Source organism: Thermostichus sp. OS-CIW-29, assembly GCF_054058195.1.
Genome location: NZ_JBSSAB010000054.1, coordinates 1 through 13,603 on the forward strand (window position 1 = coordinate 1; position 13,603 = coordinate 13,603).

The window sequence follows — 13,603 nt, forward strand, 5'->3', positions numbered from 1 at the left end:
CTTCTGCCATTTGTTTTCATCTAAAAAAACCAACTTCATCCTCTTTCCTCTATAAATTATTCCCTCTATCCTAACATAAGATCAACACGACCTAGAACTGGAAGTTTCCTTCCGCGGCGGGAAGCGCCATGCCTTGATAGGTGTAGCCAATGAATCTCGGCTGGTCAGGCATATAAAACCGCTCCAGTTGCTCAAACCGAAACCCCGCTCCCTGGATCAACCGAGCCATATCTCGGTTTAGGTTGCAGCCATCTGCGATTACCTTTTGTATAGGGTTAAGACAATTTTGCCATCTTTGCACCTGGGGATCCTCGCTGAGGCCGTGTTCGAGAAAAAACAGCTTTCCCCCTGCTCGCAACACCCGCCTGATCTCTCTCAAAGCCTTGGCCACATTAGGAATGCTGCACAATGTCCAGGTGCTAACCACGCTATCAAAACTCTGGCTTGGAAAAGGCAGTTTCTGGGCATCCGCCACCTGCCAATCAACGGCGATGGGAGAAGAGGCAATGCGCCGACGAGCCAGGGATCCCATGCCGGGATTGGGATCTACCCCTGTGATCTTTCGAATGTGCTCTGGGTAGCAGGATAGGTTGAGGCCGGTGCCAAAACCAATCTCCAGAACGGATCCCTGCACATGAGCCAGAAGCTGCCGCCGATAGCGCTCCATCCCTTCCCCCGAGAGAGCTAAATCCAACAGCCGCGGGAAGATTATTCGGCGATAGAGCATGCCTCTAACCCCCAAAACCCTGAACTTTGCTGAATTTACTGAGCTTTAGGCGGTTTGGCAAAAGTCATTGAGAGGGATATAGTAGACCAAGTTTCCCCCTGATCCTTGAGTCCACCGCAACGGTTGCCGGGAAGTGAAGGGGGAAAGCGCTCGGGGGGTATTCCTCAGGGCTTTGCGGGATACCGCCTTCCTGTTTGGACTCCGTCCCGCTGACGCGAACAGAGATAGGCAGGATGCGATCGCTTCTTTCCTGAACCATGTTCAGGAGAGTTCAGCGTGAATGTATCAGGTTCATTCGACCATCCCAAATGAATGTTCAGACCTGAGCAGCTTAAACCGTCTGGACAGGTTGCGGTTGAGCGGTCACCTTCAGGGAGTGAAGGGCATAGCAGGCCAGCAACCAATTGAGCAGGCGGGCCACCACGCGAGCAGTTTGCCGTGTTGCGGATCCCACCGCCACCCCTCCCAGTGAAAGGCCAACCACAGGACGAGCGGCAAAGATGGCCTCACAGGTCTGCAACAGTTGCGGCCAACTCACCCCCCCTGGCTCTGGGTGATGCACCGCGGGCGCTAAGGAAGGATCCAGCACACTGCAGTCCACCACCAAAAACACCGGTTGATCCGGCAAAGAGGCCACCACCTGCTGGGGATCCCAGCCATCTTGGGCCCAGAATATTGGGCTGTGGTGGGCTTTCAGCCATGCGTAGGCGCGCGCACTGCCGCTGCGCAACCCCACATGGATCACCGGCAGCATGTGCTGGTAGAGCAACTCCACCCAGGCAGCACTGCCATAGCTTGTATCTTGATCCGGCTGGCTCATCTCCGGCGGCGGCATCAGATTGGCATGGGCGCTGCAATGCACCACACTCAGAGTTGGGTAGTGCTTCCAAAGGGCACGAATGGCCCCCCAACTGGCAGCCAAGACTGAGGGCAACAGCACCGGCCATTGTTGTCGTCTCCAAGCTTGAGCCACCGCCGCCTCACACATGCCGTAGGGAGGCTCATCCACCAGCCCCGGCAACTGCGCCACCGCCAGCTTATCCACATCGATCCCCAACCTCGGCTCGAAGGCACACAGCTCCGAACCGGCATTGAGAATGGCCATCGGAGCCTGAGTATCGTGGCCAAAGGCGGTGGGAATGAGAATGACCCTAGCGTTGGATTGCGAGCTGGGATGGAGGGACCACTGGGCCATGGGCGCTGTTCCTTTTCCAGAAAGCTGTGGGTCTCCGGCTTGTTCTATGGTGGCCTACAGGGCGCCCAGGGATCCGTCTGAGGGCCAGCCAGTCTGCTACGAAAGATTACAGTTCCCAGGCGGAACTGGGGCCAAAAATCGAGTCAGTGGTAGATTCAAAGTGCTTCGCGCCGCAAACCGCGGTTTGGACAAGGCAAACCACCGCAAACCACAACGAGTTGAGAAAGGTAGACTATGGCTGTGATGGAAGGCGATCCTCGTCAGGGAGCAAAGCTGCCTCTATTTGGGGGATCCACCGGGGGGCTGTTGAGCGCAGCCGAAACCGAAGAAAAATACGTCATCACCTGGACGGGCAAGCCGGGGCAGGTGTTTGAAATGCCCACCGGCGGCGCTGCCGAAATGGTGGAAGGCAAAAACTTTCTCACCTTTGCCCGCAAAGAGCAGTGTTTGGCGCTGGGTGCCCAGTTGAGATCCGACTACAAGATCAACGACTACCAGATCTTCCGCATTCCGGCGGGTGGAGAGCCTGTGTTGGTGCATCCCAAAGACGGCGTCTTTCCCGAGAAGGTCAACGAAGGCCGCGAGCCCATCGGCAAAGTGGATCGCAACATCGGCAAAAACAAAGAGCCGATTACCTACAAGTTCACCGGCGGGAAACCCTGGGATTGAACTCCCCACAGCTTCGCTCCCTACTGGGTTTCAGGATCCCCTAGCAAGGTCGGGGGATCTTTTGCTTGCCTGTCTTCGACAAAAAAGCTCCAGCCCACCTTGAGCTGAAGCTACGCCCGGAAGCGCTGGGGATCTCCTATATGTAGCCAGGGATCCCAGGGGCCAACCTACTTGGCAATCGCCGCGAAGAACTCCTTGGATTTCACTGGGTCGGGGTGCATGGTTTTCTGGCCGGGCTGCCAGTTGGCCGGGCAAACTTCATCGGGGTGAGATTGCACGTATTGGATAGCTTGCAGGGTGCGCAAGGTTTCATCCACACTACGGCCAAAGGCCAAGTTGTTAATGGTGGCGTGCTGGATGATCCCTTCTTTGTCGATGATGAACAGGCCGCGCAGCGCCACACCCGCTTCCGGATCCAGGACATTGTAGGCAGCGCTGATCTCCTTTTTCAGGTCAGAGACCAGAGGATACCTCAGCTCACCCACCCCTCCAGCCTTGCGGTCGGTTTGAATCCAGGCCAGGTGAGAGTATTCGCTATCCACTGAAACACCCAGGATCTCGGTATCCAGTTTGGCAAAGTCGTCATAGCGGTCGCTGAAGGCCGTGATCTCCGTTGGGCAGACAAAGGTGAAGTCCAAGGGGTAGAAAAACAACACCACATACTTCTTACCCCTGTAGTCGGAGAGCTTCACCGTCTTGAATTCCATGTCATAGACGGCGGTGGCGGAAAAATCGGGAGCGGGCTGCCCCACTCGCAGGCATCCTTCCTGAGACATAAATCAACGCTCCTTGCGGTAAAGTGCAAATGTAAACCAAACCTAACATACCATACTCATAATGACTCTGCCTTAACTCGATAGACAGCGACGGATCCCAACTGCCGGGATCCGGATAATGCCCATTTTTCCATGCTGATCGGCTCAGCTCTGCAAGGGATCCCATGAGAGTGGCGCTGGAGTTCCTCTATCACTTTTGTTGTGACCGCTGTCGGCGGTGGTGGAGCCAGGCCGATGTGGAGCCCCAACCTGGGGATCGCCTGTATTGCCCCTATTGCGGCCATCAAAATTGCGTGGAGCGCATCGATACCTTTCGCAATGCTGCGCGGGGCAGTTGCCTGACCCGTCCCCCCGATGCCCCTTCTCCAGATCCGCATCCGCCCTCTGAAAAACTCGGGGATCGGCCTCAGGAGAAGCGATCCCCAATCTAGTTATCCTGGGCAAACCCAGTCCTCTTGCCCCTATGGGGCAGCCAGCCGCTAGAGCCTGTCAACCGTTCAACGCATCCGCCAGAGTTCCCCGGTGTGAAGATGACCATAGGTAGAGGTCAACCTCAGGCGAGGAAGAATCCACCAGATAGCGACAGAGGCGGCGCTCTTCCAGGATGGCGGTGGAGCAGCAGCAACTGTAGACTTCCAGATAGTCGTCCGGCTCCGCCTCAAAAATCGCCTGCTGGCCGGGAAAGAGGGTGCGCTCCCAGTGGCCGGGGATCGTGCGGATCACCTGAACCTGTCCGGAACGGTTGACAAAAGCGTATCTTTTCATTGCGTTTTTTTAATGGTGTTAAGAAAAACTTATTGCCCTTAAAATAGGCTACCATCCCTGATCCCCAAGCGGCAATAGTAAGCCGCCAAGACGGGGATCGCTCTTCCTGACTGGCTTTGGGAGATTTGTTCTCTCAGCTTATTGGGGTTGAGAGAATGGGATCCCGAGGAGAAGCCTGCCCTGGTAAACTGAGGGGAAGAGTCTGAAGATATCCTTAAGTTGGCCTTCACCATTCCGAGATCAGCAAGGGGGCACATCGTGGACAACAAGTTGGGGCTAGAGATCATCGAAGTCGTGGAGCAGGCTGCCATTGCCGCCGCCCGCTGGATGGGCAAAGGGGACAACAAGACCGCCGACCAGGTGGCTGTAGAGGCCATGCGGGAGAAACTCAACCAGATCCCTATGCGCGGTCGCATCGTCATCGGGGAAGGAACCCGCGATGAGGCCCCCATGCTCTACATCGGCGAAGAAGTGGGCATCTGTACCCGCCCGGATGCTGAGCAGTTCTGCCGCGTGGAAGAGCTGGTGGAGATTGACATCGCTGTGGATCCCTGTGAGGGCACCAACCTAGTGGCCAAAGGCCAAAACGGCTCTATGGCGGTGCTGGCCATCTCCGAGAAAGGCGGCCTTCTCCACGCCCCGGACATCTACATGCAGAAGCTGGCAGCTCCGCCCCAGGCCAAGGGCAAGGTGCACATCGACTATCCGCCAGAGAAAAATCTCAAGATCATCGCCGAAAGCCTGGATCGGGAGATCTCCGATCTGACGGTGGTGGTCATGGATCGCAAGCGCCACCTCGATCTGATTCGCCAAATTCGAGAGGCGGGGGCACGGGTGAAGCTGATCACCGATGGCGACATCTCGGCGGCTCTCTCGGCGGGCTTCAACGGCACCGGCATTCATGCTCTGATGGGGATCGGAGCTGCTCCTGAGGGGGTGATCTCGGCAGCCGCTCTGCGGTGCTTGGGCGCCCACTTCCAGGGTCGGCTGATCTACGATCCCGAGGTGGTTCAGGCGGGCACTTACCTGCCGCCTGTGGAGGAAACGCGACGGGAACTCAAAGAAAAAGGCATCGAGGATCCCGACAAGGTGTGGGAGTGTGAGGAGCTGGCCAGTGGCAAGGAAGTTCTCTTTGCTGCCACCGGGATCACCGATGGTGACTTGATGCGCGGGGTACGTTTCTTTGGGGGTGGGGCCCGCACCGAGACCTTGGTGATTTCCAGCCAATCCCGCACGGTGCGCTTTGTGGATACCATCCACATGAAAGATGGCCAGCAGCCCCGCGGACTGCAGCTGCGCTAAGGGATCCCCTACCCAACATCCTCGGAGATCGGGGCGGCTTTCCCCTGCTGGAGGTCGCCCTTGCCTTTTTGGGAAAGTTACGAAATCTATCAAGCCCCAACCCGTGAAAACGTAATAACTCTTCAGCAAAATCCGGCAAAACCGGTTCGATACTGGTCTTAGGGTTTAGGTAGGCTGAGAAAAGTTACCTAAGCTTGCTGGAACCGAGTCAAGGGATCCCCTCGTATCGGTCACAGCTCTTGCTTTCTCTCTGAAACAATATTTGCTTTTGTTCAGAGTTTTTGTTTTTAATAACTCTTGCTGTTGCTGTACAGACGACGGAGAGGCATGTTTATCGCGGTTGTCGGTCTTAGCCATCGCACAGCTCCTGTGGAGATTCGGGAGCGCCTCAGCATCGCGGAGGCGGAGGTGGGAGAGACGATCCAGCAGCTTCGCGCCCACCCCCACATTGAGGAGGCTGCGATCCTCAGCACCTGTAACCGGCTGGAGGTCTACATCGTCACCTCGGAAATGGAGAGTGGTGTCCGGCAGACGATGCAGTTCTTGGCTGAGCTGAAAGGGATCCCCTTGCCCCAACTGCGTCCGCACCTGTTTACCCTTCTTTACCAGGATGCGGTAACCCACCTGATGCGGGTGGCTGCCGGGCTAGATAGCTTGGTGCTGGGAGAAGGGCAGATCCTCTCGCAGGTGAAAAAAGCCCAGCAACTGGGCCAAGCCTGCAACGGCATGGATCGCATCCTCAATCGCCTTTTTAAGGCAGCCATTACCGCCGGCAAGCGCGTCCGTACCGAAACGGAGATCGGCACCGGCGCCATGTCCATCAGCTCGGCAGCGGTGGAGTTGGCTCTGCAAGAGCAGGGATCCCTCTCTCAGGGCAAAGTTACCGTGGTGGGGGCGGGGAGAATGGCCCGTCTGTTGGTGCAGCACCTGTTGGCCAAGGGGGCAGTCGATATCACGGTGGTCAACCGCTCCCTGGAGCGAGCCGAAGCCCTGGCCAAGCAATTCGAGCAGCCGATCCAGGTGCTGCCTTGGGAGTCGCTGCTGAACAGTGTGGCCGAGTCCAACTTGGTCTTCACCAGCACCGGTGCCACCCAGCCGATCCTCACCTACCAGCAACTGGCAGGGGTGCTGCAGCCGGATCAGCCGCTGTTGTTGGTGGATATCTCTGTGCCCCGTAACATCGATCCCGACGTGGAAAAGCTGAAGGGGGTACAGGTGTTCAATGTGGATCACCTCTCCCGCATCGTGGAAGAAAACCGCGCCCAACGGCAAAAGCTGGCTCTGGCTGCCGAAGCCCTGGTGGAAGAAGAGGTGGATCAATTCATGGAGTGGTGGCGTTCTCTGGAGACGGTGCCCACCATTTCCAGCCTGCGCCACAAGGTGGAGTCCATCCGCGAGCAGGAGATGGAAAAAGCTCTCTCCCGCCTGGGCAAGGACTTTGCCGAGAAGCACCTGGAGGTGATCGACGCCTTGACCCGCGGCATCGTCAACAAGATCCTGCACGACCCGATGGTGCAACTGCGGGCCAAACGGGATATTGAGGCGCGGCGGGCAGCCATGCGGATCTTGCAGGAACTGTTCAACCTGGATCCGGTGGTGTTTCAAGCCCAGCAGGAGCGCTAGGGATCCCTTGGCGAAGAGCGCATGACTTGAAGAATTGTAACAGCTCTCCCATCTGGGGTGGAGGGCACCCCTTAGGATACAAAGCGTAAGCCACAGGATCTGGGATTATGTTCGGACAATACGAAGTTTTTGTGCAGTTGGCCCTGCTGGCCTTGATTGTCTTGGCAGGCCCGGCGGTCATCCTGCTGCTCTATCTGCGCGGCGCCGATATGTAGGGGATCCCTCTGGATATTGAGGCAGTCGGGATAACCCTTTGGGAGTGCTGGGGCTAAGCCCAAAGCCAGGAGTGTTTAGCAACGTAACGCTCCTTTGCGTTAGAGTTGTAAAGAAATCCCTAAGGCACTCCTGCTTGTAGGGCGACATCCTGCTGGTCAATGGTTAATATGTCACTCCCCATCCGCAACGTTGCCATCATCGCCCACGTCGACCACGGCAAAACTACCCTTGTGGATGCCCTGTTACGCCAGGCGGGCATCTTTCGGGAGGGGGAAGACATTCCCACCTGTGTGATGGACTGCAACACGCTGGAGCGGGAGCGGGGCATTACCATCTTGGCCAAAAACACAGCCGTCCGCTACGGCGAAACCTTGATCAACATCGTCGACACCCCTGGCCACGCCGATTTCGGGGGCGAGGTGGAGCGGGTGCTGGGGATGGTGGAGGGCTGCTTGTTGATCGTGGATGCCAACGAAGGCCCGATGCCGCAAACCCGCTTTGTGCTGCGCAAAGCCTTGGAGAAGGGCCTATGCCCAATTGTGGTGGTCAACAAGATCGATCGGCCTCGCGCCGAGCCCTACAAAGCCGTCGACAAGGTGCTGGATTTGTTCTTGGAGCTGGGGGCAGACGAAGACCAGTGCGACTTCCCCTATCTATTTGCCTCCGGATTGCGTGGCTTTGCCCTGAAAGAAGCCCATCTCAAAGCCTTTCTGGAAGGGAAGTACAGCGGATCCCTGGATATGAAGCCTCTTTTCGAGGCCATCCTCAAGCACGTCCCACCCCCCATTGGGGATCCCGGCAAGCCGCTGCAACTGCAGGTCACCACGCTGGAGTATTCGGAATACCTGGGCCGGATTGTGATCGGCAAGATCCACAACGGCACCATCCGCCTGGGGGATCCATTGGCAGTGGTGAAAGAGGATGGATCCATCGCCAAGGGCAAAGTAACCAAGCTGTTCGGCTTTCAGGGCCTGCAGCGCATCGAGCTGACGGAAGCTACCGCCGGCCACATTGTCGCCGTGGCGGGGTTTGCCGAGGCCAACATTGGCCACACCCTCACCTCTCCCGAAAATCCCCAGGCTCTGCCGCTCATCAAAGTGGACGAGCCGACGCTGCAGGTGATGATCTGCGTCAACGACTCCCCCTTCGCCGGGCAAGAGGGTACTTTTGTAACTTCGCGACAGTTGCGGGAGCGCCTGATGCGGGAGTTGGAAACCAACGTGGCGCTGCGGGTGGAAGAAACCGACTCGCCGGATCGCTTTTTGGTGTCGGGGCGAGGCGAGCTGCACCTGGGCATCCTGCTAGAAACCATGCGGCGGGAAGGCTATGAGTTTCAGGTGGGGCAACCGAAGGTAATTTTCCGCGAGGTCAACGGCCAGCCCTATGAGCCCTATGAGTGTTTGGTGCTGGATGTGCCGGAAGCGACGGTGGGGGCCTGCATCGAGCGACTGGGGCAACGGCGGGGAGAAATGCAGAACATGATGGTGGGATCCGATGGTCGGGCTCAGCTGGAGTTTGTCATTCCGGCGCGAGGGCTGATCGGCTTTCGGGGGGAGTTTATCCGCATCACCCGCGGCGAGGGGATCATGAGCCACAGCTTTTTGGAATACCGTCCCCTGACCTCTGAGATGGAAATGCGCCGCAACGGGGTGCTGATTGCTTTTGAAGAAGGGGTGGCCACTACCTATGCCCTCAAGAATGCGGAAGATCGAGGTGTATTCTTTATTACGCCAGGTACCCGCGTTTACAAGGGCATGATCGTGGGCGAGCACAACCGTCCCCAAGACTTGGAGCTGAACGTCTGCAAGACCAAGCAACTGACCAACCACCGGGCTGCGGGCGGGGAGGAGCTGGTGCACTTGCAAGCGCCGGTGGAGATGACCCTGGAGCGGGCTTTGGAATACATCGGCGAGGATGAGCTGGTGGAGATCACGCCCCAGTCGGTGCGCCTGCGCAAGGCACAGTTAACGCCCTCTCGCCGCTAGTTTTCTCAGCCAACTGGAAGAGAACCCGGCTCACCACCGCCGCAGGTAAGAGGCCAAGTTGGGGAAATAGAACGCCCCCCAAATCCCCAGCAGGACGACTCCCAAGCCAAACAAAACCAGCCAAAGGCGCGGTCGGCTGTGCAGCTTATTGGATCCCGCCTGGACGTAGGCCAGATCCACCCAAGCGGTATTGCCACGGCGGAACCAGCCCACCACTTTGACCCGCCGGCCCACCAGGGCGCGGATCCGCTTCAGGCCGGAAAAGACATTGCCCACCGGGCCCAGAGGGGAGGTGAAGCGCACCGGGATCAGCCCTGTGGCCTCTTGCAGCTTCAGCTCTGCCCCCAGTTGATAGCCGGAGGGGCCCAGTCCCACCAACTCCCCCTCCAGCTCCACCCATTGTCCGCGGCGGGGATCCGCGTCGGGATCCGCCAGCAAGCTGAGCACATCCGTCGGCCTTGCCGGCAGGGATCCCCCGTACATCAACCCCGCTTTGGCCCACAAGCCCACCCCGTAGCCCACCACCGCTGCTGCCGCGATCACCTTGGGATCGAGACGGTTTTGCAGCAGCAGGTAGAGGATCAGCCCCACCAGCCAGCCAATGAGGATCCCGACCACTTCGGCTGCGTAGATGGCCAGATCCAGCCAAAACCGGCTTTGCAGGCGGGCCACATCCAACTTGGACCCGGATCCCAGGCTCAGCTCCGGCAGGAGGCGCAGCCGCTCTCCATATCCCGCCAAGACCTTGAAGCGGTGCCCCGGCAGCGGATGGCTGGAATTGACCTGCATCCAGCGGGCCCAAGGGTTGATTTGATCCCAAAGAAAGACTTGGCCAGCTTGGGAGGGATCCTGGAGGCGGGCGGCAGCACTGGCAGCGGCGATGGTTTTGAAGTCCAAAAAGCTGAACAGGCGGGTGCAGTGCAACAGCGAGGAAGGTCGGCGGTCGTTTTTGTGGGCCTCTTGCAGGCCAGCAGCCGATTTGAGCAGAGCAGCAATCAGCCCGTTCGGGTTGCCAGTCGCCTCTACAGCAAAATGGTCGGCATGGTAGGTGCCCAGGCGGGAGAGGAAAAACAGCGGGTAGGAGAGCACCGTGTAGATGAGGTAGAGCAGCGGGGCCACATGCCCGATGAGATCCCGCCGTTTGCTTCCCAGTTGGCTCACCTGCTCTAGGGCCAGGTAAACCAGTTGAATCGGGGATCCCAGCAGGGTCATGACCAGGATATCTCCATTAACAATTCGCCCCAGGGCCTGGGCGTAGACGGCGGCAATCTCATCCTCAGAAAGCTGCTGCAACAGGGCTTGGGTGACCACAATGCGGCAGCCATCAGAAAAAGTGCCGTAAACAAAGGCCAGCGGCCCAGCATCCGGGATCACCCCCAGTCGGGGCTGTTTTAGCTGGTTTTGGGCACAGATGCGCTGCAGCAGGCGCGCCGTTTCGGGGCTGTGGCGTTCGATTTCGCCAAGCCTGGCCCAACGCAACTTGTGCAGCCGTTGGTGGAGCTGATCCATCAGCCAGGGGGCAAAAAAGAGAAGGCCTACTCCAAAGTTGACCGCCAGGCTGCCGGCCACCAACCACCGCAGGCCATTGCGCAGCCAGGGCAGCAACCCCTGCAAAAACCAAAGCTGCCGCGGAAAACTCAGCCGGCCAAAATCCAGATGGCTGCCTACCAACACAAAGCTCAGCCACCAAAGGAAGACAATGCCCACCCCCAGGGATCCCCACTTGGCCCAATGCAGGGGGCCGGCCCGCTCCGGCAGGGGGATCTTCATACCCAGTTGGGCGGCCCGTTGACGGGTGGACAGGGATCCCGCTCCAGGAGACGGCTCCTCTGGGGGAGCAGAACGCGGTTCGACAGGTTTGGCGGACGGAGCAGCCAGGGACTCTGTTGCAGTGGGCAGGCGAAGCAAGATCTTCTTGGCCCAGCCTTGCGCCTGGGGGTTGGGGTGTTGCAGCAGCTCTAGGCAGAGGGACCGTGCCTTCTCCGTCTGGCCCAACTGGTGGTAGGCCCGCACCAGGTTCATTTGGGCTTCCAGGGCTTCGCCGTCAGATGAGTCTGCCGGGATCCCTAATGCTTTGTCCTGCTGACGGGATTGGGCCAGGTAGCCTTCAAAAAGTTGGATGGCCTCTTGAAGGCGGCCCTGCCGCAGGGCTTCCTTGCCCGCCTGGACGGCATCGGGGATCATCGGCTTGCTCCTTGCCTGGTAGGGTCTGCTTCTGGAGATCGGTTGGATCCATCTGCTCCCCCAGCTTACTCAGGGATCCAACCCCGAGAGACTGGATCCCCCCTAAAGGGGGTAGCAGAGCAAGCGCCGCCGCAAGCGATCCAGAGCCGTCTGGGCGCTCCACCAACGCACCCCCTCTCTGCCGCGCAGGCTGCCAAACCGGTACTCGTGTACTTCCACCTTCCCTTGCGGATCCGCCAAACCCAGATACACAAGACCGACTGGCTTGGTGGCGGTGCCTCCCTCTGGCCCGGCAATGCCGGTGATGCTCAAGGCCCAGTTGGAGCCCAGGACTTGCTTGGCCCCCAGCGCCATTTGGGCGGCCACCGCCTCGCTCACGGCCCCGTGCTGTCGCAGGGTTTCCGGATTCACCTGTAAAAGCTGCTCCTTGATGCGGTTGTCGTAGGCCACGATCCCCCCCACAAAATAGCGGGAGCTGCCCGGGATCCCGGTCACCAACTGCCCCAGCAGCCCGCCGGTGCAGGATTCTGCCACCGCCAGAGTTTGACCCCGTTGCAGCAACAGCTCCCCCACCACACCGGCCAAGGTGGCGTCATCGCTGCCGAAGTAGTCTTCTCCAGAAATCTGTAAAATCTGCTCCACCACCGGGGCGATCAAGGCTTGGGCCTCTTCACGACTGGGAGCACGTCCGGTAACCCGCAGGCGTACCTCCCCCTGGCTGGCGTAGGGAGCCACCGTAGGGTTTTCCCCCGCCAACAGGGATCCCAGCCGTTCGGCCAGCGTCGATTCGGGAATGCCCCAATAGCGCAGTACCCGGCTGTAGAACACCTCTTTTCCCCAGCCGATGGAGCGCAGATAAGGCACGGCGGTCTCCCGCCACATGTGTTGCATCTCCCGCGGCACCCCAGGGAAGGTGAGAATGTGCAGGTCGGGCCGGGGCTGCCAGATGAGGCCACAGGCGCTGCCCAGCGGGTTGGGCAACACCCTCGCTCCCCGGGGCAGAAAAGCCTGCTTGCGATTGCTCGGCGAGGGCACAAGGCCCCGCTGCCCGTACTTTTGCAGGATCTCTTCCCACACTTGGGGGTGCTCCACCATCTCCGCCCCAAAAAAGGAAGCCAGCGCCTCATGGGTGAGATCGTCCGGCGTCGGCCCCAAACCCCCGGTGATCAGAATCAAGCTGGAACGACCACAGGCCACCTCCAGCGCGTGGTGAATGCGGGCCTCGTTATCCCCCACCACCGTTTGGTAATAGTGGGGGATCCCCAGTTGCGCCAACTCGGCTGCCAAGTACTGGGCATTGGTATTGGTGATCTCTCCCAAAAGCAATTCTGTGCCGATGCAGAGGATCTCAGCCCCTTGGGGAATAGCAGTTTGCGGTGGGATCATGCTTGGTCTCGAGCTCAGCTCAGCCGCAAGAGAAGTATACAAGCAGGGAGGTCTCGGCCTCCCTGCGCGCCCCCAGATTTTGGGCTTGCAGTTGGCCATTCCAAATGGCGGTGAGACAACCGGCAAGTTTCCATCTCCGGCGCCGGCAAAAAGATTGGGGGACGAGATGTATCCGACAGCACAACAGCGACAGACGCTGCAGCAGTGGTTGGGAACAGCTCGGTTTGTTTATAACCGCACCCTAGATTTTCTGAAGTCTTTAGAAGGCGAGCGTCCACCTGGATGCAAGTAGCTACTCACCACATCTTGCCTTCTCTACCAGATCGGGCGAAGGCAGTCCCGTACCAAACCAGAAAGTGGCAGTCATTGTTTGCGTTGGCCCATTCAAGACTTGCGGGATGAGCGCCAAGGCGGCCAGGTTCTGGGTGGACAACTTTGACATTTATTCTTTGACATTTTCTTTGACATTTTCTTTGACATTATTTGACATTGTTTATTGTCTTGGTTTATTGTCTTGCTGCTCAAGTTTCAGACCTCCAAGATAGCGGTCAGAAAGCAGCGCCAGCTACATGCCAAGACGGTGCGCTTGCTACTGGTGGGCGCGTAGTGCGTTCCAGGAACGGCCAGAGGCTGTGGCTGAGCAGTACGGGAAACAAGCATTGACATCCTCCCCGGCCTTTAGGCCGGAGATTCCTACCACGCTACGCATGGATGGCTCCTTGCGCAGTCGTCTCGGCGGGTTCCTGCTTCCGACCGCCCGTGCAGTTCGATCCAC

Annotated in this window: 13 protein-coding genes; 7 read left to right on the forward strand and 6 right to left on the reverse strand. The window is 58.7% G+C overall.

The window, feature by feature from the left end; translation table 11 throughout:
- Positions 1-91 precede the first annotated feature (91 nt).
- Entirely contained in the window at positions 92-727 is a 636-nt protein-coding gene (locus ACVWZJ_RS13550; protein WP_011433825.1) for a class I SAM-dependent methyltransferase, read from the reverse strand.
- A 331-nt stretch (positions 728-1,058) separates the two neighbouring features.
- Positions 1,059-1,922, reverse strand: coding sequence for an arginase family protein (locus ACVWZJ_RS13555; RefSeq protein ID WP_011433826.1), 864 nt, complete (start codon positions 1,920-1,922; stop codon positions 1,059-1,061).
- A gap of 243 nt (positions 1,923-2,165) precedes the next feature.
- Here ACVWZJ_RS13555 and ACVWZJ_RS13560 point away from each other — a divergent pair, with 243 nt between their 5' ends.
- Positions 2,166-2,591 carry a photosystem I reaction center subunit II PsaD gene (locus tag ACVWZJ_RS13560; RefSeq protein ID WP_457385725.1) on the forward strand — a complete coding sequence of 142 codons (426 nt, stop codon included), beginning with the start codon at positions 2,166-2,168 and terminating at the stop codon, positions 2,589-2,591.
- Between the two features lie 167 nt (positions 2,592-2,758).
- Here ACVWZJ_RS13560 and ACVWZJ_RS13565 read toward each other — a convergent pair whose 3' ends face one another.
- A complete protein-coding gene (locus tag ACVWZJ_RS13565; protein WP_011433828.1) occupies positions 2,759-3,367 on the reverse strand; it encodes a peroxiredoxin in 609 nt (202 codons plus the stop codon).
- 164 nt (positions 3,368-3,531) lie between these two features.
- On the opposite strand from ACVWZJ_RS13565, the gene ACVWZJ_RS13570 reads away from it, so the two are divergent.
- The gene (locus ACVWZJ_RS13570) at positions 3,532-3,798 is read left to right on the forward strand and encodes a hypothetical protein (protein ID WP_414373851.1); all 267 of its coding nucleotides are present in this window, start codon (positions 3,532-3,534) and stop codon (positions 3,796-3,798) included.
- A gap of 58 nt (positions 3,799-3,856) precedes the next feature.
- Here ACVWZJ_RS13570 and ACVWZJ_RS13575 read toward each other — a convergent pair whose 3' ends face one another.
- Positions 3,857-4,132 (reverse strand): DUF1830 domain-containing protein, encoded by a 276-nt coding sequence (locus ACVWZJ_RS13575; RefSeq protein WP_414418702.1) that lies wholly within the window; start codon positions 4,130-4,132, stop codon positions 3,857-3,859.
- Positions 4,133-4,390: 258 nt separating this feature from the next.
- On the opposite strand from ACVWZJ_RS13575, the gene glpX reads away from it, so the two are divergent.
- The 4 genes from glpX (at position 4,391) to typA (ending at position 9,258) form a co-directional block, all read left to right on the forward strand.
- Positions 4,391-5,434, forward strand: a complete 1,044-nt coding sequence (glpX, locus tag ACVWZJ_RS13580) for a class II fructose-bisphosphatase (protein ID WP_011433831.1) — start codon at positions 4,391-4,393, stop codon at positions 5,432-5,434.
- Between the two features lie 327 nt (positions 5,435-5,761).
- Positions 5,762-7,057: a glutamyl-tRNA reductase gene (locus ACVWZJ_RS13585; RefSeq protein WP_414373848.1), complete on the forward strand. Its 1,296-nt coding sequence runs from the start codon at positions 5,762-5,764 to the stop codon at positions 7,055-7,057.
- A gap of 107 nt (positions 7,058-7,164) precedes the next feature.
- Positions 7,165-7,272, forward strand: coding sequence for a photosystem II reaction center protein Ycf12/Psb30 (gene psb30, locus ACVWZJ_RS13590; protein ID WP_011433833.1), 108 nt, complete (start codon positions 7,165-7,167; stop codon positions 7,270-7,272).
- Between the two features lie 168 nt (positions 7,273-7,440).
- A complete protein-coding gene (gene typA / locus ACVWZJ_RS13595) occupies positions 7,441-9,258 on the forward strand; it encodes a translational GTPase TypA (RefSeq protein ID WP_457396383.1) in 1,818 nt (605 codons plus the stop codon).
- A 30-nt stretch (positions 9,259-9,288) separates the two neighbouring features.
- Here typA and ACVWZJ_RS13600 read toward each other — a convergent pair whose 3' ends face one another.
- Positions 9,289-11,442: a M48 family metalloprotease gene (locus ACVWZJ_RS13600; protein WP_457396385.1), complete on the reverse strand. Its 2,154-nt coding sequence runs from the start codon at positions 11,440-11,442 to the stop codon at positions 9,289-9,291.
- Between the two features lie 102 nt (positions 11,443-11,544).
- Positions 11,545-12,828, reverse strand: a complete 1,284-nt coding sequence (locus tag ACVWZJ_RS13605) for a competence/damage-inducible protein A (protein ID WP_414331859.1) — start codon at positions 12,826-12,828, stop codon at positions 11,545-11,547.
- Between the two features lie 166 nt (positions 12,829-12,994).
- Between ACVWZJ_RS13605 and ACVWZJ_RS13610 the strand changes: the two genes are divergently transcribed.
- Complete coding sequence (locus tag ACVWZJ_RS13610) at positions 12,995-13,120, forward strand: helix-turn-helix domain-containing protein (RefSeq protein ID WP_369791772.1); 126 nt, start codon at positions 12,995-12,997, stop codon at positions 13,118-13,120.
- Positions 13,121-13,603: the final 483 nt, after the last annotated feature.

Bases quoted from the DNA above. Each gene is read 5' to 3' on its own strand.
- ACVWZJ_RS13550 (WP_011433825.1), bottom strand. From the start codon at position 727: ATGCTCTATCGCCGAATAATCTTCCCGCGGCTGTTGGATTTAGCTCTC.
- ACVWZJ_RS13555 (WP_011433826.1), bottom strand. From the start codon at position 1,922: ATGGCCCAGTGGTCCCTCCATCCCAGCTCGCAATCCAACGCTAGGGTC.
- ACVWZJ_RS13560 (WP_457385725.1), top strand. From the start codon at position 2,166: ATGGAAGGCGATCCTCGTCAGGGAGCAAAGCTGCCTCTATTTGGGGGA.
- ACVWZJ_RS13565 (WP_011433828.1), bottom strand. From the start codon at position 3,367: ATGTCTCAGGAAGGATGCCTGCGAGTGGGGCAGCCCGCTCCCGATTTT.
- ACVWZJ_RS13570 (WP_414373851.1), top strand. From the start codon at position 3,532: ATGAGAGTGGCGCTGGAGTTCCTCTATCACTTTTGTTGTGACCGCTGT.
- ACVWZJ_RS13575 (WP_414418702.1), bottom strand. From the start codon at position 4,132: ATGAAAAGATACGCTTTTGTCAACCGTTCCGGACAGGTTCAGGTGATC.
- ACVWZJ_RS13585 (WP_414373848.1), top strand. From the start codon at position 5,762: ATGTTTATCGCGGTTGTCGGTCTTAGCCATCGCACAGCTCCTGTGGAG.
- psb30 (WP_011433833.1), top strand. From the start codon at position 7,165: ATGTTCGGACAATACGAAGTTTTTGTGCAGTTGGCCCTGCTGGCCTTG.
- typA (WP_457396383.1), top strand. From the start codon at position 7,441: ATGTCACTCCCCATCCGCAACGTTGCCATCATCGCCCACGTCGACCAC.
- ACVWZJ_RS13600 (WP_457396385.1), bottom strand. From the start codon at position 11,442: ATGATCCCCGATGCCGTCCAGGCGGGCAAGGAAGCCCTGCGGCAGGGC.
- ACVWZJ_RS13605 (WP_414331859.1), bottom strand. From the start codon at position 12,828: ATGATCCCACCGCAAACTGCTATTCCCCAAGGGGCTGAGATCCTCTGC.
- ACVWZJ_RS13610 (WP_369791772.1), top strand. From the start codon at position 12,995: ATGTATCCGACAGCACAACAGCGACAGACGCTGCAGCAGTGGTTGGGA.